Here is a 20,187-nt window from a genome sequence, read left to right as displayed (position 1 = left end):
ATCGTCTGCCCGTGCACCACCGCACCCTCACCGGCATCACGGGCCACAATGCCCGGAACCCCCACCCCCACACCCAGCAGCCGGCCGGCCGGCACATCCGCGATACGCAGCACCTCCGCGATCCCCTCACGGACATGGTCGACGACGAGGTCCACGTCGTAGCGGGCCGTGCGGGGTCCCGAGCTGGCCAACGGGCGTTCGGCGCGTGCCAGTTCGGTGAGGGTGAGGTCGAAGAGCTCGATCCTCACCCGGGTCTCGCCGATGTCGACGCCGATCATGAAGCCACTGGTGGGGGTGATCCGTACGAGAGTGCGGGGGCGGCCGCCGGCGGAGTCGACGCTGCCGGCCTCCTCGACCAGACCGTCCGCGACGAGCTCGGCGACCACGTTGCTGACAGAACCCGAGCTGAGACCGGTCGCCGGGCCGAGCATGAGGCGGCTCATCGGCCCGTCGAAGTACAGCCTGCGCAGAACGGCGGTGCGGTTCTCGCGCCGCAGGTCACGCACCGTACGACCACTTCTCGCGTGCACTTGGGTCCCCGTCTCTGAAGTCGTTCGTTGCAACATACCGCCACGACAAGCCTTGACGCGACCTTCTCATGGGGTTTAACTCACATCCTAAATTAAGCCGATGTGACGGCGAGGCTTCCAGACGCTCACCGCACCGGCCCCCGTCGTCGTCCCCGAAAGGGCCCACGAGCCATGCGCAGAGTCAGAGCCGCAGTCACCGGTGCCGTCACCCTCTCCCTCGTCCTCACCGCCACCGCCTGCGGCGGCGGTGACGGGAGCGAGTCGTCGCCGAAGACCCTCACCTACTGGGCCACCAACCAGGGCTCCAGCCTCGAGGTCGACAAGAAGGTCCTGCAGCCCGAGCTCGACCGGTTCGAGAAGCAGACGGGGATCAAGGTCAAGCTGGAGGTGATCCCGTGGTCCGACCTGCTCAACCGGATCCTCGCGGCCACCACGTCAGGCCAGGGCCCCGACATCCTCAACATCGGCAACACCTGGAGCGCCTCCCTGCAGTCCACCGGCGCGCTGCTGCCGTGGGACGCGAAGAACTTCGAGGCGATCGGCGGCAAGGGCCGCTTCGTCGACTCCGCGCTCGGCTCCACCGGCGCACCGGGCAAGGACCCGGCCGCCGTGCCGCTCTACTCCATGTCGTACGCGCTCTACTACAACAAGAAGATGTTCAAGGACGCCGGCATAGCGAAGCCGCCGACCACCTGGGACGAGCTGATCGCCGCCGGCAAGAAGATCAGCAAGGACGGGAAGTGGGGCATCGGCGTCGAGGGCTCCAACCTCTCGAACAACATCCACCAGGTCTTCGTGCTCGGCAAGCAGCACGGCGCCGACTTCTTCACCGCCGACGGCAAGCCGGACTTCACCTCCGACGGAGCGGTCGCCGCCGTCAAGCAGTACGTCGACCTCATGGCCGCCCAGAAGATCGTCGCGCCCGGCAACGCCGAGTACGCCCAGAACCAGTCCCTCAGTGACTTCGCCAAGAACAAGACCGGCATGGTCCTGTGGCAGACCCCGTCGCAGACCTTCGAATCCCAGGGCATGACCCCCGAGGAGTGGGGCGTCGCCCCCGCCCCGGTCCCGTCCGGCAAGCCCGGCCCGGGCAAGCAGACCAACTCCATGGTCGCCGGCATCAACATGGCCGTCTTCAAGAACACCAAGAACCTCGACGGCGCGCTGAAGTTCGTGAAGTTCATGACCAGCGACGACGAGCAGATCCTCCTCAACAAGGCCTACGGCTCGGTCACGCCGGTCAAGTCCGCGCAGGACGACCCGGTGTTCGCCGACCCGTGGCTCGCCGTCATCCGGGACACCCTCGCCTCCAGCGCCGCGGCCCTGCCTCAGGTCCCCGAGGAGTCGCAGTTCGAGACGGTCGTCGGGACCGCCGTCAAGGAGCTGTTCGCCGACGCCGCAGCGGGCCGGGCGGTCACCACGGAGTCCGTGAAGGCCAAGCTCGAAAAGGCCCAGCAGCAGATGCCCAAGAAGTAGGCCGCCTCACCATGACCGAGACCGTCGTCACTCCCCCGAGTGAGCGGACGGTGCGCAAAGCCACACCCGGAGAGGCGCGTACCCCACGCCGCTCCGGGCGTCGCCGCATCGCACTGCCGTACCTCCTGCTCCTGCCCGCCCTGCTCCTCGAACTCCTCGTCCATCTCGTCCCGATGCTCATGGGCATCACCATGAGCTTCCGCGAGCTCACCCAGTTCTACATCCGCAACTGGTCCGAGGCGCCCTGGTCGGGGCTCGACAACTACACCGTCGCGATCGATTTCGACGCCCCCGTCGGCCAGGCACTGCTCAAGTCCTTCCTGACCACGTGCATGTTCACCGTGCTGTCCGTGGGGCTGTGCTGGCTCCTCGGTACGGCCGCCGCGATCTTCCTCCAGGAGAACTTCCGGGGCCGCGGCATCCTGCGGACCCTGTTCCTCGTCCCGTACGCGCTGCCCGTCTACGCTGCCGTCATCACGTGGGCGTTCATGTTCCAGCGGGACAACGGCCTGGTCAACCACGTCCTGCACGACCAGCTCGGCATCGGCGACAGCCCCGCCTTCTGGCTCATCGGGGACAACAGCTTCTGGGCCCTGCTCGTCGTCTCGGTGTGGAAGGGCTGGCCGTTCGCCTTCCTCACCGTCATGGCGGGGCTGCAGAACATCCCCCGGGACATGTACGAGGCGGCCGCCCTCGACGGGGCCGGCGTGTGGAAGCAGATCCGCCACGTCACCCTGCCCTCACTGCGATCGGTCAACCAGGTCCTCGTGCTCGTCCTCTTCCTGTGGACGTTCAACGACTTCAACACGCCGTTCGTGCTCTTCGGCAAGGCCGCCCCCGAAGCCGCCGACCTGATCTCTCTGCACATCTACCAGTCGTCCTTCCAGACGTGGAACTTCGGCACCGGCTCGGCCATGTCCGTGCTGCTCCTGCTCTTCCTCCTCGTCGTCACGGGCGTCTACCTCCTGCTCACCACCCGCGGAAGGAAGACATCCGATGTCTAGACACGCCCAGCCGGTCCCGCGCTCCCCGATGGCCGCGCCCCGGTCGTTCCTGTGGACCCGGCGGATCTTCCTCACCGTGCTCACCGCCTTCGTGGTGCTGCCGGTGTACGTGATGGTCTCCAGCTCGCTCAAACCGCTGGAGGACGTCTCGGGGAAGTTCGAGTGGATCCCGTCCGGGTTCACGCTGCGGCCGTACTTCGACATCTGGGAGACCGTGCCGCTGGCCGACTACTTCCTGAACTCGATCGTCGTCTCGGGCGCGGCCACGGTGCTGTCGGTGGTGGTCGCGATCTTCGCCGCGTACGCGGTCAGCCGCTACACCTTCCGCGGCAAGAAGGTCTTCACCGTCACCGTCCTGTCCACGCAGATGTTCCCGGGGATCCTGTTCCTGCTGCCGCTGTTCCTCATCTACGTCAACATCGGCAACGCCACCGGCATCGCCCTGTTCGGCTCCCGCGAAGGTCTGATCCTCACCTATCTGACCTTCTCGCTGCCGTTCTCCATCTGGATGCTGACCGGCTACTTCGACTCGATCCCGCGCGAACTCGACGAAGCGGCCAAGGTCGACGGCTGCGGACCGATCAAAGCACTGTTCCGCGTGATCATCCCGGCCGCGACGCCCGGCATCATCGCCGTCGCGATCTACGCCTTCATGACCGCCTGGGGCGAGGTGCTCTTCGCCTCCGTCATGACCAACGACGCCACCCGCACCCTCGCCGTCGGTCTCCAGGGGTACGCCACCCAGAACGACGTCTACTGGAACCAGGTGATGGCCGCCTCCCTCGTGGTGAGCGTTCCCGTCGTCGTCGGTTTCCTGCTCCTCCAGCGCTACCTCGTCGCCGGCCTCACCGCGGGTGCGGTCAAGTGACGTCCTTCCCCGCACCGACGACGCCCCTCTCCACACCGAACACGAAGAGGTTCCCCGTGCCCGAATCCCCCGACGCCGACGCCCTCACCTCGCTCGACCTGGAGGCCTTCCCTCCGGACTTCGCCTGGGGCACGGCGACCTCCGCCTATCAGATCGAGGGCGCCGTCACGGAAGACGGCAGGGCCCCCTCCATCTGGGACACCTTCTCCCGAGTGCCCGGCGCGATCGACAACGGCGACCACGGTGACGTCGCCTGCGACCACTACCACCGCTGGCCCGAGGACATCGCCCTGATGAAGGGCCTCGGCACGGACGCCTACCGGCTGTCCGTCGCCTGGCCCCGCGTGGTTCCCGGCGGCGACGGGCCCGTCAACGAAGCGGGGCTCGACTTCTACGACCGGCTCGTCGACGGCCTCCTCGACGCCGGCATCACCCCGTCCGTCACCCTCTACCACTGGGACCTGCCGCAGGCCCTCCAGGACCGGGTCCGCGACAGTCACGGAGGCTGGACCGAGCGGGCCACCGCCGAGCACCTCGCCGCGTACGCCTCCGTCGTCGCCGAGCGGCTCGGCGACCGGGTCACCCAGTGGGCCACCCTCAACGAGCCGCTCTGCTCGGGCTGGATCGGCCACCTGGAGGGCCGCATGGCCCCCGGCCTGACCGACATCACGGCCGCCGTCCGCGCCTCGTACCACCTGCTCCTCGGACACGGCCTCGCCACCCAGGCCATCCGCGCCGCCGCCCCCGGCGCCAAGGTCGGCCTGGTCACCAACCACTCCACCGTCGCGCCCGCCTCCACCCGGCCGGAGGACATCGCCGCCGCCGTCCGCATGGACGGTCACACCAACCGCTGGTGGCTCGACCCCGTGTACGGACGCGGCTTCCCCACCGACATGCGCGAGCTGTACGGAGTCGAACTCCCCGAACAACAGGGGGACATGGACCTCATCGCCGCCCCCCTCGACTGGCACGGCCTCAACTACTACTTCCCCGTCACCGTCGCCGACGATCCCGCGGGCCCCATCCCGTACGCCCGCGAGGTGCGCCTGCCCGAGGTGCCCCGCACCGGCATGGACTGGCAGATCGACGCGGGCGGCCTCGAAGCCCTGCTGCTGCGGCTCACCGAGGACTACGGCATACGGAAGCTGTACGTCACCGAGAACGGCTCGGCCTTCCCCGACACCGCCGGCCCCGACGGCGAGGTCCACGACCCGGAGCGCACCCGCTACCTGGAACAGCACCTCGCGGCCTGCGCCCGCGCCGTCCGCAAGGGCGCCCCGCTCGCCGGCTACTACGCCTGGTCCCTGCTCGACAACTTCGAGTGGGCCTACGGCTACGACAAGCGCTTCGGCCTCGTCCACGTCGACTACGCCACCCAGCGCAGGACCGTGAAGACGAGCGGTCGGCGGTACGCGGACATCGTCCGCGCCCACCGGGAGGCGACCGCCCGCTGACGCCCCTGACCCGTCGTGACCACCTGCCCCGTCGTGAGCGCCGTCCGGCGGGTCAGGTGGAGTCGCGTACGACGAGGAGCGGCTCGAAGACCTTCGAAGCACGGTGGGGGTCGGCAGGGCCGCCGTCGAGCTGCTCGATCAGGAGTTCCGCCATGGCCGCCGCCATGCGCTCCACCGGCTGGCGCACGGTGGTCAGTCGCGGCCGGGCCTTCCGTGCGGCCACGGAGTCGTCGAAGCCCACGACGGCCACGGCGGCGGGGACGGCGATCCCCTGTTCGCGCAGGTACTGGCAGGCTCCCCGGGCCATGAGGTCGTTCGCGGCGAACACCGCGTCGATGTCCGGGTGGTCCTGGAGCAGCCGGGCCATGGCGACCCTGCCGCTGTCGACCGTGAAGGTGCCCCGTTCGACGGGGACCGAGGTCACCCCGTGAGTGGCGAGGGTCTCCAGGAAGGCGGCCAGGCGTTCACCCGCCGTGGGGGCGGTGACCGGGGCGGCGATGGTGGCGGGGCGCCGTCGGCCGGTTGCCCACAGGTGCTCGGCCGCCAGGCGGGCGCCCGCGGCGTTGTCGAGGTCGACGAAGGCACACCGTTCGCCGTCGCCGGGGCGGCCGAACAGCACGGTGGGGAGACCCGCTGCCACCAGCATGGACGGCAGCGGGTCTTCGTCGTCGAGGGGCACCACCAGGGCGCCGTCGGCGCCTCCCCGTTGGAGGTAGTCGACGAGCTGGGTCCTTGCCTGCTCCGACTCGGCGACGAGCAGAACCGGTTGGATGGCCCGCTCGCGCAGGACCGGGAGGACGCCGTCCACCACCCGGCCGAAGAACGGGTCGGAGAACACCCGGGCGGCGAAGGCACTGCCGGTCGCCGAGAGCACCAGGGCGACGGTTCCGGTGCGCCGTGTGACCAGGGAACGGGCGGCCTGGTTCGGCGTGTAGCCGGTGCGGGCGATGGCGTCGCGGACGGTTCGCTGGATGTCGGGGGCCACGTTGCGCACGCCGTTGACGACGCGGGACACCGTCGCGCGCGATACCCCCGCCTCGCGTGCGACGTCTTCCAGTGTCGGTCCTCGATTCCCCACCTGCGCACCTTAACGGGGCCGTGTGTCCGGTGGGAGGACAGTCCACGGGCGGCCCGAAGTCGTTGACGTCGACACTTAATGAAAGTCAAAAGAAAAGTCGTGTCATACGCCTTGACCGTCAACTGGCCCCGCGTGCAAGGTTTCGGGAGAGCGCTCTCCCACATTTCCCCCATGTATCCAGAGGAGACCCATGTCTTCCGTCGGGTCCCCGCCGGTCTTCCGGCGACCCGCTTCAGCCGTCCGACGGGCCACCGTCGGCGCACTCGTCGCCTCGCTGGCCGGCAGCCTTCTCGCCCTTGCCCCCGCCACGACGGCACACGCCGCTCCCACCCTGCTCTCGCAGGGGAAGACGGCCACCGCCTCCTCCACCGAGGGCCCCGCCTTCGCCGCGAGCGCCGCGGTCGACGGCAACCTCACCGGCACCCGCTGGGCCAGCTCCTGGCAGGACGCCCAGTGGCTCCAGGTCGACCTCGGCAAGAGCGCCACGCTCAGCCACGCGGTCCTGACCTGGGAGGGCGCCTACGGCAAGAGCTACCAGATCCAGTCGTCCGAGAACGGCACCGACTGGCGTACCGTCACGTCCGTCTCGGCCGGCGACGGAGGCACCGACGACGTCACCCTCTCGGGGACCGGCCGCTACATCCGGATGAACGGCCTCACCCGGGCCACCGGATACGGCTTCTCCCTCTGGGAGTTCCAGGTCTACGGCAGCACCGACGGCGGCGGCCCGACCCTGCCCGGCGGTGGAGACCTCGGCCCCAACGTGCACGTCATCGACCCTGCCACCCCCGGCATCCAGGCCAAGCTGGACCAGGTCTTCCAGCAGCAGGAGTCGGCCCAGTTCGGTTCCGGCCGGCACGCCTTCCTCTTCAAGCCCGGTACGTACAACAACCTGAACGCGCAGATCGGCTTCTACACCCAGATCGCCGGCCTCGGCCTGCGCCCGGGTGACACCACCATCAACGGTGACGTGACGGTCGACGCGGGCTGGTTCAACGGCAACGCCACGCAGAACTTCTGGCGGGGTGCGGAGGGTCTGACCCTCAACCCGGTCAACGGCACCAACCGGTGGGCCGTCTCCCAGGCGTCCTCCTTCCGCCGCATGCACGTCAAGGGCGGCCTCAACCTGGCGCCCAACGGCTACGGCTGGGCCAGCGGCGGTTACATCGCCGACTCGAAGATCGACGGCCAGGTCGGCAACTACTCGCAGCAGCAGTGGTACACCCGGGACAGCTCCATCGGCGGCTGGTCCAACAGCGTGTGGAACCAGACCTTCTCGGGCGTCCAGGGCGCGCCGGCCAACGCGTTCCCCGAGCCCCGATACACGACGCTGGAGACCACGCCGATCTCCCGCGAGAAGCCGTACCTCTACCTCGACGGCTCTGAGTACAAGGTGTTCGCGCCCGCCAAGCGCGTCAACGCCCGTGGCACCAGCTGGGCGAACGGCACCCCGCAGGGCGAGTCCATCCCGCTGAGCCAGTTCTACGTGGTCAAGCCCGGCGCCACCGCCGCCACCATCAACCAGGCGCTGGCCCAGGGTCTGCACCTGCTGTTCACGCCCGGCGTCTACCACGTCGACCAGACCATCAACGTGAACCGCGCCAACACCGTCGTGCTGGGCCTCGGCCTCGCGACGATCATCCCCGACAACGGCGTCACCGCGATGAGGGTGGCCGACGTCGACGGGGTCCGGCTCGCCGGCTTCCTGATCGACGCCGGTCCGGTCAACTCCCCGACGCTGCTGGAGATCGGGCCGCAGGGCGCCGGCGCGGACCACGCCGCCAACCCCACCACCGTGCAGGACGTCTACATCCGCATCGGCGGCGCCCACGTCGGCAAGGCCACCACCAGCATGGTCGTGAACAGTGACGACGCGATCATCGACCACACCTGGGTGTGGCGCGCCGACCACGGCGAGGGCTGGGGCTGGGAGACCAACCGCGCCGACTACGGCGTCCGGGTCAACGGCGACGACGTGCTCGCCACCGGCCTGTTCGTCGAGCACTTCAACAAGTACGACGTCGAGTGGTACGGCGAGCGCGGCCGGACGATCTTCTACCAGAACGAGAAGGCGTACGACGCGCCCAACCAGGCCGCCATCCAGAACGGCACGACCAAGGGGTACGCCGCCTACCGGGTGGACGACTCGGTGAACACCCACGAGGCGTGGGGCCTGGGCAGCTACTGCAACTACAACGTGGACCCGACCATCGTCCAGGACCACGGCTTCAAGGCCCCCGTCAAGCCGGGGGTGAAGTTCCACAGCCTGCTGGTGGTGTCCCTCGGCGGCATGGGCCACTACAACCACGTCATCAACGACACCGGGGCCTCCACCATCCCCGCCGGCACCTCGACCGTGCCCTCCACCGTCGTCTCCTTCCCCTGACACCCCTCCCGGGACGCGCCGCCGGTCGGCGCGTCCCGGCCCTCCCACCCCTTCCGGGCGGCGCTCATGTCCCCGCCGCGCCGCCCGGAAGGCGATCCCCTCCCCCTTGTCCGTCCAGGAGCCGCCATGTCCGCGATCACCGACCCGACGACACGAGGGCGCGTCCGCAAGCGCGCCCGCACCACGGGTTCCCTCATCTCCCTGGGTGCCCTGCTCGCCACCTCCGCCACCCTGCTGACCTCGGCGCCCGCCACCGCGGCGGAGACCCTCCTCTCCCAGGGGAAGCCCGCCACCGCCTCGTCGAGCGAGGGCGCCGCCTGGACCGCGGCCGCCGCCGTCGACGGCGACCTCACCGGAACCCGCTGGTCGAGCCAGTGGAGCGACGCCCAGTGGCTCCAGGTCGACCTGGGGAGCAGCACGAACATCAGCCGCGTCGTACTGAACTGGGAGGGCGCGTACGGCAAGGCGTACGACATCCAGCTCTCCGACAACGGGACCGACTGGCGCACCGTCAAGTCCGTGACGGCCGGTGACGGAGGCACCGACGAACTCGCGGTCACCGGAACCGGTCGGTACGTGCGCCTCCAGGGCGTCACCCGGGGAACGGGCTACGGCTACTCGCTGTGGGAGTTCCGGGTGTACGGCGGCGGCACCAATCCTCCGCCGGGCGGCGCGGTCAGGGTGACCGGCTCGCAGGGCAACTGGCAGCTGACCGTCGGCGGGCAGCCGTACACGGTGAAGGGCCTCACCTGGGGCCCGGCGATGGCCGACGCCCCCCGCTACATGCCGGACCTGAGGTCCATGGGCGTCAACACGGTCCGGACCTGGGGGACGGACGCCTCCAGCGAGCCCCTGCTCGATGCGGCGGCCGCCAACGGCCTCAAGGTGATGAACGGTTTCTGGCTCCAGCCGGGCGGCGGACCGGGCTCGGGCGGCTGCGTCAACTACGTGACGGACACCGCGTACAAGAACACCATGCTCACCGAGTTCGCGAAGTGGGTCGAGACCTACAAGTCCCACCCGGCGACGCTGATGTGGAACGTGGGCAACGAGTCCGTCCTCGGTCTGCAGAACTGTTACGGCGGCACCGAGCTGGAGGCCCAGCGCAACGCGTACGCGACGTTCGTCAACGACGTCGCCAAGAAGATCCACTCGATCGACCCCGACCACCCCGTCACCTCGACGGACGCGTGGACCGGCGCCTGGCCCTACTACAAGCGCAACGCCCCGGACCTCGACCTGTACTCGATGAACTCCTACGGCGACATCTGCGGGGTGCGCCAGGACTGGGTCGAGGGCGGCTACAACAAGCCGTACCTCATCACCGAGGGCGGCCCCGCCGGCGAGTGGGAGGTGCCCGACGACGCCAACGGCATCCCCGACGAGCCCACCGACGTCCAGAAGGCCGACGGCTACACCAAGGCGTGGGACTGCGTCACCGGTCACCAGGGCGTCGCCCTCGGCGCCACCCTCTTCCACTACGGCCTCGAACACGACTTCGGCGGCATCTGGTTCAACCTCGTGCCCGACGGCCTGAAGCGCCTGTCGTACTACGCCGTCAAGAGGGCGTACAACGGCACCACCACCGGCGACAACACCCCGCCGGTCATCACCAACATGACCGTCACTCCGGCCTCCGCGGCCCCGGCCGGGCGGGAGTTCACCGTCCGCGCCGACATCCGCGACCCCGACGGAGACCAGGTCACGCCCAAGATCTACCTCAGCGGGAACTACGCCAACGGCGACAAGCGTCTCGTCGACGCGCAGTACCGCTCCCTGGGCAACAACACTTTCGCCGTCACCGCACCCGAGAAGCTCGGCGTGTGGAAGGTCTACATCCAGGCCGAGGACGGCCGCGGCAACGCGGGCATCGAGACGAAGTCCGTCAAGGTCGTCGCCCCGCCCGTCACCGGCACCAACCTCGCCCTGAACAGGCCCACCACCGCCTCCTCCGCCCAGGCCTCCTACGGCGACTGCCCCTGCCCCGCCTCCAACGCCACCGACGGCAACACCGGAACCCGCTGGGCCAGCGACTGGAGCGATCCGCAGTGGATCCAGGTCGACCTCGGCTCGGCCAAGCCCATCCGCACCCTCCAGCTCGTCTGGGACCCCGCCTACGCCAAGTCCTACGAGGTCCAGGTGTCCGACAACGGCACCACCTGGCGGACCGTCCACACCACCACCACCGGCAACGGCGACATCGACACCGTCGAGACCGCCACCACCGCCCGGTACGTCAAGCTCCAGCTCACCGCCCGCGGCACCGGCTGGGGCTACTCGCTCCACGAGCTCGGCGTCTACAGCTGACCCCCTGAGGAGAACGAGGAGATCACGATGACCACGAGGAGAATCCGCGGCCGGACCCTGTCCGCCTTACTGCTCGCCACCGCCATGGGCGTCTCCGCCCTGGCCGTCGACACCTACACCGCGGCCAGCGCCCGCGGCGAGAGCCGGACGTCGGCCTCCGCCCACGCCGGACACGTCATGGCCGCCTCCACCCAGGCCTCGGGCGACGACGCCGACGGGGACGGTTACATCCCGGCCGTACCCCAGGTCACCGGTGTGACACCGTCCACCGCCACCCCCCCGCCGGCCTACCACCACGAGTTCCAGGCCGGCTGCTCCGTCACCCACACCGCGCCGGACGACCCGATCGTCTACCCGGGCCAGTTCGGCAAGTCCCACGACCACACGTTCATGGGCAACACCTCCACCAACGCCGCCAGCACCACCGGTTCGCTCTACGGAGGCAACACCACCTGCAAGGCACCCGCGGACGCCTCCGCCTACTGGATGCCCACGCTGTACAAGGGCGACCAGAAGATCCTGCCCGTGGGCCCGCAGGTCATCTACTACAAGGCGGGCGTCACCGACTACCGGAGCGTGCGGCCCTTCCCCAAGGGACTGCGGTTCGTCGTCGGCAACCCCATGCAGAGCGCCCAGGAGTTCCGCAGCCACAAGGGCTTCGTCGAGGGCTGGGAATGCGGTGACAGCTTCTTCAACACCGACATCCCGGCGAGCTGTCCGAACCGGCCCGACGTCCAGCTCAACCTGCGCATGCAGGCCCCCAGCTGCTGGAACGGCCTGTACCTCGACACCCCCGACCACAAGAGCCACATGGCCTACCCGGTGGTCAAGCCCGGCACCAACGACAACATGTGCCCGGCCTCCCACCCGGTCGCCCTGCCGATGATCGAGTTCAAGATGGCGTGGCCGGTCAACGGCGACATGAGCCAGGTCCGCCTGGCCAGCGGCCGCGGCTACTCCTTCCACTACGACTTCTTCAACGCGTGGGAGGAGCGCACCCTCAAGGCCCTGGTCGACCACTGCATCGTCGGCGGCCTCCAGTGCGACACCCGCGGCTTCGACCTCTACCGGCCCGAACGCGGGACGGTCCTGAACGCCGACCACCGTCTGCCCTGACCCCTGGCCCCCGCACGGCCCGGACGCCCGCGACGGCGTCCGGGCCGTCCTCACGCCCGCGCGTCCCCGTCCGTTCGACCTCTCCCGGCCTCAGGAGTACCCCGTGACCTCCACCGTCCCGTCCGTCACAGCCGACCATGACGCGCTCATCGATCTGCTGCCCCCGCACTTCCGTTTCGGTGCCGCCACCTCCGCCTTCCAGATCGAGGGAGCCGCCGACGAGGACGGGCGCACCCCGTCCATCTGGGACACCTTCTGCCGCGTCCCGGGCGCCGTCGACAACGGTGACACCGGTGACATGGCGTGCGACCACTACCACCGCATGCCCGAGGACGTCGCCCTGCTCTCGTCCCTCGGCCTGGACACGTACCGCTTCTCCGTCTCCTGGCCCCGGGTCCAACCCCACGGACGCGGCCCGGCCAACCCGGCCGGCATCGGCTTCTACGACCGCCTCGTCGACGAGCTCCTCGCGCGCGGCGTCGACCCCTGGCTCACCCTCTACCACTGGGACCTGCCCCAGGAACTCCAGGACGCCGGCGGCTGGCCCGCCCGCGACACCGCCTACCGCTTCGCCGACTACGCGGACCTCGTCCACGAGCGGCTCGGTGACCGCGTCACCCACTGGACCACCCTCAACGAGCCGTTCTGCTCGGCCGTCCTCGGCCATGTCGAAGGCGTCCACGCCCCTGGGGGCCGCTCCCTCGCCGACGGGGTGAAGGCCGTGCACCATCTGCACCTGGCCCATGGCCTCGCGGTCCAGCGGCTGCGCTCCGCCGCCCGCCGCCCGCTCGACCTGGCCGTCACGCATCTCCTCGGCACCAGCCGGCCCGCCACCGACAGCGCGGCCGACCACGAGGCGGCCCGCCGGGCCGACGCCCTGGGCTTCCGCTTCTACCTCGACCCGATCCTGCGCGGACGGTACCCGGAGGACCTCGTCGCCGACCTCGCCGTGCACGGCATCGAGATCCCGGTCCAGGACGGCGACCTCGACGTCATCGGCAGCCCCATCGACACCCTGGGCGTCAACTACTACCGCTCCATGCGCACCTCGGGGGTCGACGAGCACGGCGCCGGCACCGATGCCCGAGGCGTCCCCGTCACCCGCAACCTGCCGCACGGCGGCCTCCCGGTCACCGGTCTCGGCTGGGAGGTGATGCCCCACGACCTCACCGCTCTGCTGCTGCGCGTCTCCCGTGACTACCCCGGCACCCCGATGGTGGTGACCGAGAACGGCGCCGCGTACGAGGACGTTCCCGACGCCCACGGCTTCGTCGAGGACACCGACCGGACCGCCTACCTCGCGGCCCATCTCGCCGCCGTGGCGCGCGCCAGGGCGGGGGGAGCCGACGTCCGCGGCTACTTCGCCTGGTCGCTCCTGGACAACTTCGAGTGGGCGTACGGCTATGACAAGCGCTTCGGTCTCGTGCGCGTCGACTACGCCACCCAGACCCGCACGCCCAAGCGCAGCGCCCTGTGGCTGCGCGACACCGCCCACCGCGTCCGCGGCACCGCGATCGGCGTCTGATCGCGGGTGCGCGTCGGCCCCACGGACGCCGCGTTCCGTAGGGTCGGCCTCGTCGAGGCCGGCCGCTCGGCGCGAGATGGCATACGGCAGGTGGGGTAGGAGAGGAACATGGACAGCACACTCTGGCTCGTGGTGGCCGCGGTCGTCGCCCTCGTGGCGGCGGGATACGCGGCGGTTCTGCTCGTACGTGTCTTCCGGGCGCGGAGGCTGCTGCTGGACGCCGGGGTGCCGTTGCGGTCCAAGGCCCTGTTCTGGGCGGCCGTGGTGTACACGGTGTCGCCGATCGACCTGATTCCGGACCCGGTGTACCTGGACGACATCGGCGTCCTGCTCGTGGCGCTGCGGGCCCTGCATTCGGCGGCGGCCAGGGGCGGCGCGGACCGCGACGAGCTGCCCGGCTGACGGCGGGAGTCGGGGGGCGACGGCACAGAGGCGGCTCCCGCACCTGGGTGCGGGAGCCGCCTCTGTGTGTCCGGCAGGGGTCAGACGGCGGCCGGGCCGCCCCCGAACGGGCCGCCCGTCCGGTAGTGCACGGCGATCTCCTCGCGGTACTGCTGGTCCGCGAGGTGCTTGTCGGAGTGGAACTCCGGCGCGTTCTTGATCTGCTCCTTGGTCAGGCCGATGTGCACCGCGTGGCCCTCCAGGTCGATGCGGGTCACCGTACTCGCGGGAAGCAGTACCTCCTTGCCGAAGATCCACACCCCCGTGTCGACGACCAGGTAGGCGTCACCGACCTCGTCGGAGTGCTTGTCGACCTTCCCGATGTGCCCGTCGGTGGCCTCCACGCTCCAGCCGGACAGGTCCGTGCCCACCAGGTGGCCGAACGCCTGCCCGTAACTCCACACGTTCTCCGCCATGTCGATCCCTCCTCCGTTATCGGACGTTCTCCCGAGCCGCGTCGCACGGGCTCAGGAGGACCGCCTGCCCCGGCAACCGGAACCCACACTTCTCAACGGGCCGTCGCGCCGGAGAGCGCCGTCTCGACGGAGGCGTAGGTCACACCGTGGTCGGCAAGGGCCTCCGCGACGACACCGCCGGTCGTGGTGAGCGCCAGGAGGAGGTGTTCGTCGCCGATCTCCCGGTCCTTGCGGGCCAGCGCCACGCGCAGCGACTTCTCCAGGACGGTCTTGGCCTCCGAGGAGAAGGAGCGGCGACCCGACCACCACCCGGCGTTCTTGCGGTCGCCCGCCAGGGCGCCCGCGCCGTGGGTCTCCTCCATCCGCGCCACGATCGCCCCGACATCGATGCCGAGTTCCGCAAGAGCGGTCGCGTCGGCCCGGGAGAGTCCCGCGCGGCGTCGGGCCTCGGCGAGTGCGGCCAGCAGGGACGGGCGGCGGTCCGGCGGGCAGAGCTGTCGCAGTGCGGCCGCGGCCGGGGTGTCCTCGCGGTCGAACAGGGCCAGGAGCAGGTGTTCCTCGGTGACGGCGGTCGCGCCGCCGCGCTCCGCGTGCTCGGCCGCGCCCTTCACCACGGCACGTGCGGCCTTCGTGAACCGTTCGAACATCACTGCCTCCCGTACTTCTTGTGGACGGCCTGTCGGCTGACGCCCAGTTCGGTCGCGATCTCCTGCCACGACCAGCCCTGGTTGCGCGCACCGCGCACCTGGACGGCTTCCAGTTGTTCCAGCAGTCGCCGCAGAGCTGAGACGGCCCGCAGTCCGACCCTGGGGTCGCGGTCGCCCGCTCGCGCGGCGAGATCGGTCGCATCGGTCATGCAGTCAACCTACGTTGACAGTCCGCCTCGCGTCAACCTTCGTTGACAAGCGACGTCGCCGGCCCACTTGTTTGCCAGGTGGCGCGGCGGTGAGGCGAACAGGAACTGTTCGCTCATCGACTGGGGAGCCATGGAAAGCGTTGTTCGACTGGCGATCGTCCTCGGCGGCTCGGCCCTGCTGGCCCTCGCCGCCGGCCGCGCGGCGGACCTCTTCGCGAGGTACGCGGACGCGCGCCGCCCTGACACCCCGCTCTGGGGGCTGCTGCGGCGCTGCCGTACGCCGCTCCACCTCGTACTCCTGACCACCGCGTTCCGGTGGTCCTACCGCGCGACGGAGTGGCGGCCGCTCCTGGAACACACCGCGATGGTGGACCAGATCCTGCTGCTGTGCCTGATCGGCGGCGGCGCCTGGCTGACCGTACGGTTCGCCTCCGCCGTCGTCGAGTCCACGTACGCCCGGTACGCCATGCGCGCGCGTGACGCCGCACGCCTGCGCCGCGTTCGTACCCAAGTGACGCTCATCACGCGGGTGGTGTCGGTCGCCATCGGGGTGGTCGCCGCCGCCTTCGCCCTCGTCACGTTCCCGACGTTCCGGGGGCTCGGCACCTCGCTGCTCGCCTCCGCCGGCATCATCGGCATCGTGGCCGGTGTGGCGGCGCAGTCCACGCTCGGCAATCTCTTCGCCGGTTTCCAGATCGCCTTCGGCGACATGGTCCGCATCGGTGACACGGTGGTCGTCGACGGGGAATGGGGCACCGTGGAGGAGGTCACGCTCACCTTCCTCACCGTCCGGACCTGGGACGAACGCCGGGTCACCCTGCCCGTCTCGTACTTCACCTCCCGCCCGTTCGAGAACTGGACGCGCGGCGGCAACGAGCTGACCGGCTCGGTCTTCGTCCATTGCGACCACTCCGCGCCCGTCGGGCTGATGCGCACCCACCTCCGGGAGTTCCTCGACACCTGCCCCACCTGGGACGGCCGGGGGTGGGACCTCGCCGTCACCGACACCTCCCCTACCGCCATCACCGTGCGCGCCATCGTGACGGCCAAGGACGCCGACGACCTGTGGACGACCCGCTGCGCCGTCCGGGAGGAACTCGTCGACTGGCTCACGCGGGAACACCCGGGGGCGCTCCCCCGCATCATCACCGCGCCTGCGGCGGACGTCTCGGGGCACTGACCGGTTCCCCGCCCACCACCCGCCCCGGACCGCATCCGTACGGTCGGACCGCCGCCCCCGCCGCACGTGACAGGCACCACCCGGTGAACCGGCCGCCGCGCGGGGGTGACGGGGGTCGGGCGGGGCCAAGGCGACGCCAGTGGGGCGTAAGCAGGGAAGCTGGACGTGACCGAGTGCGGCCGGTGCGTCGGCTGTGGATCAGTAGGACGAGAACGGGGTATGGCCAGGAAAACAGCGGAGGGCTGCTGACTAATACCGGCTGCGCATGGAGTTGTTGAGCGCGCCCGTCGATCCTTTGCACGGCCGGGTCCGCGTGCGCTCCGTCGGCGGCCGGTCAGGCGGCCGGCGGCGGCGCCGTCGAGCCGCGCACCACGAGTTCGGGTTCGAAGAGGAGCTCACCGGGGTCCGTCTGCGTGCCCTGGATCTGGGCGCAGAGCAGTTCGACGGCGGCCCGCCCCATCGCCTCGATGGGCTGGCGCACGGTGGAGAGCGGCGGCTCGGTGCAGTTCATGAAGGCGGAGTCGTCGAAGCCGACGACGGACACCTGCGACGGGACGGAGAGTCCGCGGCGTCGCGCGGCCCTTATCGCGCCGAGGGCGAGCGGGTCGCTGGCGCAGACGATCCCCGTGACGCCGCGCTCCAGAAGGCGGGTGGCCGCGGCCTGGCCGCCTTCGAGCGAGAAGATCGACCGTACGACGTACTCGTCCGGCAGCTTCCCGCCCGCCGCCTCGACCACGGCACGGGCCGATTCGAGCTTGCGGCGCGAGGGGACGTGGTCGCTGGGGCCGAGGACGAGCCCGATCCGCTCGTGCCCGAGGGAGGCGAGGTGGCGCCACGCCTGCTCGACGGCGACGGCGTCGTCGCAGGAGACGCAGGGGAAGTTGAGGCCCTTGATGGACGCGTTGATCAGGACCACCGGGATGTTGCGCTCGGCCAGCTGGTGGTAGTGCTCGTGCGGGGCGTCGGCCTGCGCGAACAGTCCACCGGCGAAGACGACGCCGGACACCTGCTGCTGGAGCAGGAGTTCCACGTAGTCCGCCTCGGAGACGCCACCCTTGGTCTGTGTGCACAGCACCGGGGTGAGGCCCTGCTGTGCGAGGGCGCCGCCGATCACCTCCGCGAACGCGGGGAAGATGGGGTTCTGCAGCTCGGGCAGGACCAGACCGACCAGGCGGGCGCGCTCTCCGCGCAGTTGCGTGGGCCGCTCGTAGCCGAGGACGTCAAGGGCGGTGAGCACGGACTGCCGTGTCGCGTCGGAGACACCGGGTTTGCCGTTGAGCACACGGCTGACCGTGGCCTCGCTGACTCCCACCTTCTTGGCCACCTGAGCAAGTCGTCGCGTCATGAGCGCAAGAGTATCGCAAACTCCGCAAGCGAGTTGCGTGCTCCTTCACTCTTTTCATGCCACGTACGCATCCCCTTCGAGGCAGGGGGCCCGCCTTCCGGTCCCGAAGGGTTGACGACCCCGGAGGCGCCCCATAACTTCAGGACTTGATAAAAGGCTTGCTGCTGCGATTCGTTCTGGCGCGAAACGGCGAAAGGCTTGTCAGGTGCATAACATGCTCAGGCGTGGGTTCCCGTTCCCCGGCCGAAGGGGATGCGAGCGCCGAGGAGAAACCACCCGTCACACCCGGCCCCGCCGTCCCCGGCCCCTCACCGCGCTCACGGTCGGCGCCCTCGTCGCCGGCAGCCTGGTCCTGACGGGGCCCGGCACCGCGCAGGCAGCCGGAGAGCGGGTCGACGTCTGGCTCACCACCACCTCGGACTCCGGCGGCCGTACCGTCACCCGCGGTCTCGCCCCGCAGACACCCCTCGCGTTCGGCCCGGCCGGCGGCAGCGCGAACCACACGATCACCGTCGACGAGAACACCACCTACCAGCAGTTCGAGGGCGGTGGCGCGTCGATCACCGACACGACCGCCCATCTGCTGCGCGGAGGGGCAGTCAGCGCCGCCACCCGCGACGAGGTGATGCGCAGGCTCTTCTCCCCCACCGAGGGCATCGGCCTGTCCTTCGTCCGCAACCCCATCGGCGCCTCGGACCTCTCCCGGCCCGGGAACGTCTCCCTCGACGACACCTGCTGCGACCTGAACGACTTCGGGGCCAACGGCTACGACACGAACGTCCGTCTGCTGACCGCCCAGGCCAAGCAGCTCAACCCGGCGCTCAGGGTCAAAGGCGTGCCGTGGAGCGCCCCCGGATGGATGAAGGACAACGGCCGGATGGACCAGATGGGCTGGCTCAAGGCGGAGTACTACCCGCTCTACGCCCAGTACCTGGTCAGGTACGTGCAGAGCTACCAGGCCGCCGGGGTGAAGGTCGACTACGTCTCCGTGCAGAACGAGCCGAACTGCTGCCAGGCCGGCAACCCCACCGCCATGAACTACCCGGGCATGAGCTGGAACCCGGCCGGGCTCGTCGAGTTCACCAAGAACCACGTCTACCCGGCCTTCCGGGCCGCCGGCCTCACCACCAAGGTCGTCGTCCACGACTGGAACTACGGCGACTACGCCGGCTTCGGCGCCGGGATCCTCGGCGACGCGGGAGTACGCGACGACCCCCTGTTCGGCGGCATCGCCTGGCACGGCTACTTCGGCGACCCGGCCGTGGGCACCCAGGTCCACCAGCAGTACCCGGCCGTCAAGCAGTTCAGCACCGAGCACTCGGGCGGCACCTGGATCGGGAACCAGCACAACGAGGACCTGACCGACATCGTCGGCTACGCCCGGAACTGGAGCGGCAGCCTGGTCAAGTGGAGCCTCGCGCTGAACCAGGACATGGGGCCGCACAACGGCGGCTGCGGCACCTGCACCGGGCTCATCACCGTCCAGGAGGGCGGCGCCCGCGCCGGACAGGTCGACTACACGGTCGAGTACTACACGACGGGTCACCTGACCAAGTTCGTCAGGCCCGGGGCGTACCGCATCGCCTCCACCGCCGACAGCACGGTCCAGAACGTGGCCTGGCGCAACCCCGACGGCTCCAAGGCCCTGATCGCCCACAACGGCGGCACCTCCGCCCGGTCCGTCCGGGTCGACTGGGGTGCCCAGTCCTTCACGTACACCCTGCCCGCCCGCACCACCGCGACCTTCACCTGGGCGGGAACGCCCGGCGGCGGGACCGGAGCGGGGCCGCTGACCGGACTGGCCGGGAAGTGCCTCGATGTCGCCGGCGGCGCCACCGCCGACGGCACCCCCGTCCAGCTGTACGGCTGCAACGGCACCGCGGCACAGCGCTGGACGCTCGCCGCCGACGGCAGCGTACGGGCGCTCGGCAAGTGCCTCGACGTCACCGGCGGTTCGACGGCCGACGGCGCCCAGGTCCAGTTGTACAACTGCAACGGCACCGCCGCGCAACGCTGGACCTACAACGCCTCCACGCACGACGTGGTCAACACGGGTGCGAACAAGTGCCTGGACATCACCGGCAACTCCTCCGCCGACGGGACCCGGGCGCAGATCTGGACCTGCACCGGCGGGGCCAACCAGAAGTGGACGCACAACCCGGCCTGATCGCCCGCCCTCGACGCCCCTCTCCGCCCCCACCCCCA

16 protein-coding genes and 1 pseudogene are annotated in these 20,187 nt (G+C 70.0%); 11 read left to right on the top strand and 6 right to left on the bottom strand.

The features are described from left to right. Positions 1–530, bottom strand: a pseudogene (locus ABZ567_RS18645) (sugar kinase); the annotation flags it as partial. A gap of 171 nt (positions 531–701) precedes the next feature. Between ABZ567_RS18645 and ABZ567_RS18640 the strand changes: the two are divergent. From ABZ567_RS18640 to ABZ567_RS18625, 4 genes are read left to right on the top strand one after another with little or no spacing between them, the layout of a single operon-like run. Beyond that, on the top strand, positions 702–2,006 hold the full coding sequence (locus ABZ567_RS18640; RefSeq protein WP_360790886.1) for an extracellular solute-binding protein: 1,305 nt from the start codon (positions 702–704) through the stop codon (positions 2,004–2,006). A gap of 11 nt (positions 2,007–2,017) precedes the next feature. Beyond that, on the top strand, positions 2,018–3,010 hold the full coding sequence (locus tag ABZ567_RS18635; RefSeq protein WP_360790883.1) for a sugar ABC transporter permease: 993 nt from the start codon (positions 2,018–2,020) through the stop codon (positions 3,008–3,010). 28 nt (positions 3,011–3,038) lie between these two features. Beyond that, the gene (locus ABZ567_RS18630) at positions 3,039–3,878 is read left to right on the top strand and encodes a carbohydrate ABC transporter permease (protein ID WP_360790941.1); all 840 of its coding nucleotides are present in this window, start codon (positions 3,039–3,041) and stop codon (positions 3,876–3,878) included. A 56-nt stretch (positions 3,879–3,934) separates the two neighbouring features. After that, a complete protein-coding gene (locus tag ABZ567_RS18625; protein WP_360790880.1) occupies positions 3,935–5,332 on the top strand; it encodes a GH1 family beta-glucosidase in 1,398 nt (465 codons plus the stop codon). Positions 5,333–5,384: 52 nt separating this feature from the next. On the opposite strand, the gene ABZ567_RS18620 is transcribed toward ABZ567_RS18625, so the two are convergent. Then, a complete protein-coding gene (locus ABZ567_RS18620; protein WP_360790877.1) occupies positions 5,385–6,410 on the bottom strand; it encodes a LacI family DNA-binding transcriptional regulator in 1,026 nt (341 codons plus the stop codon). 190 nt (positions 6,411–6,600) lie between these two features. Here ABZ567_RS18620 and ABZ567_RS18615 point away from each other — a divergent pair, with 190 nt between their 5' ends. The 5 genes from ABZ567_RS18615 (at position 6,601) to ABZ567_RS18595 (ending at position 14,146) form a co-directional block, all read left to right on the top strand. Further along, positions 6,601–8,796: a discoidin domain-containing protein gene (locus tag ABZ567_RS18615; protein WP_360790874.1), complete on the top strand. Its 2,196-nt coding sequence runs from the start codon at positions 6,601–6,603 to the stop codon at positions 8,794–8,796. 126 nt (positions 8,797–8,922) lie between these two features. Beyond that, complete coding sequence (locus tag ABZ567_RS18610; protein WP_360790871.1) at positions 8,923–11,103, top strand: discoidin domain-containing protein; 2,181 nt, start codon at positions 8,923–8,925, stop codon at positions 11,101–11,103. A 27-nt stretch (positions 11,104–11,130) separates the two neighbouring features. Continuing rightward, positions 11,131–12,219, top strand: coding sequence for a DUF1996 domain-containing protein (locus ABZ567_RS18605; RefSeq protein WP_360790868.1), 1,089 nt, complete (start codon positions 11,131–11,133; stop codon positions 12,217–12,219). Between the two features lie 148 nt (positions 12,220–12,367). Continuing rightward, positions 12,368–13,744, top strand: coding sequence for a GH1 family beta-glucosidase (locus ABZ567_RS18600; RefSeq protein WP_360790938.1), 1,377 nt, complete (start codon positions 12,368–12,370; stop codon positions 13,742–13,744). A gap of 108 nt (positions 13,745–13,852) precedes the next feature. Then, complete coding sequence (locus tag ABZ567_RS18595; RefSeq protein ID WP_360790865.1) at positions 13,853–14,146, top strand: YkvA family protein; 294 nt, start codon at positions 13,853–13,855, stop codon at positions 14,144–14,146. Positions 14,147–14,226: 80 nt separating this feature from the next. On the opposite strand, the gene ABZ567_RS18590 is transcribed toward ABZ567_RS18595, so the two are convergent. The 3 genes from ABZ567_RS18590 to ABZ567_RS18580 form a co-directional block, all read right to left on the bottom strand. Beyond that, positions 14,227–14,601 carry a PRC-barrel domain containing protein gene (locus ABZ567_RS18590; protein WP_360790862.1) on the bottom strand — a complete coding sequence of 125 codons (375 nt, stop codon included), beginning with the start codon at positions 14,599–14,601 and terminating at the stop codon, positions 14,227–14,229. Positions 14,602–14,693: 92 nt separating this feature from the next. Next, positions 14,694–15,248 carry a Clp protease N-terminal domain-containing protein gene (locus tag ABZ567_RS18585; RefSeq protein ID WP_360790859.1) on the bottom strand — a complete coding sequence of 185 codons (555 nt, stop codon included), beginning with the start codon at positions 15,246–15,248 and terminating at the stop codon, positions 14,694–14,696. Continuing rightward, positions 15,248–15,457: an HTH domain-containing protein gene (locus ABZ567_RS18580; protein WP_093878538.1), complete on the bottom strand. Its 210-nt coding sequence runs from the start codon at positions 15,455–15,457 to the stop codon at positions 15,248–15,250. Before ABZ567_RS18580 ends, ABZ567_RS18585 begins: the two co-directional genes overlap by 1 nt. Positions 15,458–15,587: 130 nt before the next feature. Here ABZ567_RS18580 and ABZ567_RS18575 point away from each other — a divergent pair, with 130 nt between their 5' ends. Further along, positions 15,588–16,637 (top strand): mechanosensitive ion channel domain-containing protein, encoded by a 1,050-nt coding sequence (locus tag ABZ567_RS18575; protein WP_360790855.1) that lies wholly within the window; start codon positions 15,588–15,590, stop codon positions 16,635–16,637. 334 nt (positions 16,638–16,971) lie between these two features. Here the strand turns inward: ABZ567_RS18575 and ABZ567_RS18570 are convergent, their stop codons facing one another. Further along, entirely contained in the window at positions 16,972–17,982 is a 1,011-nt protein-coding gene (locus ABZ567_RS18570) for a LacI family DNA-binding transcriptional regulator (protein WP_360790852.1), read from the bottom strand. 214 nt (positions 17,983–18,196) lie between these two features. Here ABZ567_RS18570 and ABZ567_RS18565 point away from each other — a divergent pair, with 214 nt between their 5' ends. After that, positions 18,197–20,149 (top strand): lectin, encoded by a 1,953-nt coding sequence (locus ABZ567_RS18565; RefSeq protein WP_360790849.1) that lies wholly within the window; start codon positions 18,197–18,199, stop codon positions 20,147–20,149. Positions 20,150–20,187 lie beyond the last annotated feature (38 nt).

Origin of the sequence: Streptomyces sp. NPDC016459, assembly GCF_040632845.1 — a bacterium.
GTDB lineage: Bacteria > Actinomycetota > Actinomycetes > Streptomycetales > Streptomycetaceae > Streptomyces.
Note: the sequence above shows the minus strand (reverse complement) of the source record. Positions and strands in the feature narration are given on the sequence as shown.

What these genes read in the sequence shown, in the direction of transcription:
- ABZ567_RS18610 (WP_360790871.1), top strand. Translation starts at nt 8,923, where the DNA reads ATGTCCGCGATCACCGACCCGACGACACGAGGGCGCGTCCGCAAGCGC.
- ABZ567_RS18575 (WP_360790855.1), top strand. Translation starts at nt 15,588, where the DNA reads ATGGAAAGCGTTGTTCGACTGGCGATCGTCCTCGGCGGCTCGGCCCTG.
- ABZ567_RS18590 (WP_360790862.1), bottom strand. Translation starts at nt 14,601, where the DNA reads ATGGCGGAGAACGTGTGGAGTTACGGGCAGGCGTTCGGCCACCTGGTG.
- ABZ567_RS18580 (WP_093878538.1), bottom strand. Translation starts at nt 15,457, where the DNA reads ATGACCGATGCGACCGATCTCGCCGCGCGAGCGGGCGACCGCGACCCC.
- ABZ567_RS18585 (WP_360790859.1), bottom strand. Translation starts at nt 15,248, where the DNA reads ATGTTCGAACGGTTCACGAAGGCCGCACGTGCCGTGGTGAAGGGCGCG.
- ABZ567_RS18565 (WP_360790849.1), top strand. Translation starts at nt 18,197, where the DNA reads ATGCTCAGGCGTGGGTTCCCGTTCCCCGGCCGAAGGGGATGCGAGCGC.
- ABZ567_RS18605 (WP_360790868.1), top strand. Translation starts at nt 11,131, where the DNA reads ATGACCACGAGGAGAATCCGCGGCCGGACCCTGTCCGCCTTACTGCTC.
- ABZ567_RS18630 (WP_360790941.1), top strand. Translation starts at nt 3,039, where the DNA reads ATGGCCGCGCCCCGGTCGTTCCTGTGGACCCGGCGGATCTTCCTCACC.
- ABZ567_RS18640 (WP_360790886.1), top strand. Translation starts at nt 702, where the DNA reads ATGCGCAGAGTCAGAGCCGCAGTCACCGGTGCCGTCACCCTCTCCCTC.
- ABZ567_RS18570 (WP_360790852.1), bottom strand. Translation starts at nt 17,982, where the DNA reads ATGACGCGACGACTTGCTCAGGTGGCCAAGAAGGTGGGAGTCAGCGAG.
- ABZ567_RS18635 (WP_360790883.1), top strand. Translation starts at nt 2,018, where the DNA reads ATGACCGAGACCGTCGTCACTCCCCCGAGTGAGCGGACGGTGCGCAAA.
- ABZ567_RS18595 (WP_360790865.1), top strand. Translation starts at nt 13,853, where the DNA reads ATGGACAGCACACTCTGGCTCGTGGTGGCCGCGGTCGTCGCCCTCGTG.
- ABZ567_RS18615 (WP_360790874.1), top strand. Translation starts at nt 6,601, where the DNA reads ATGTCTTCCGTCGGGTCCCCGCCGGTCTTCCGGCGACCCGCTTCAGCC.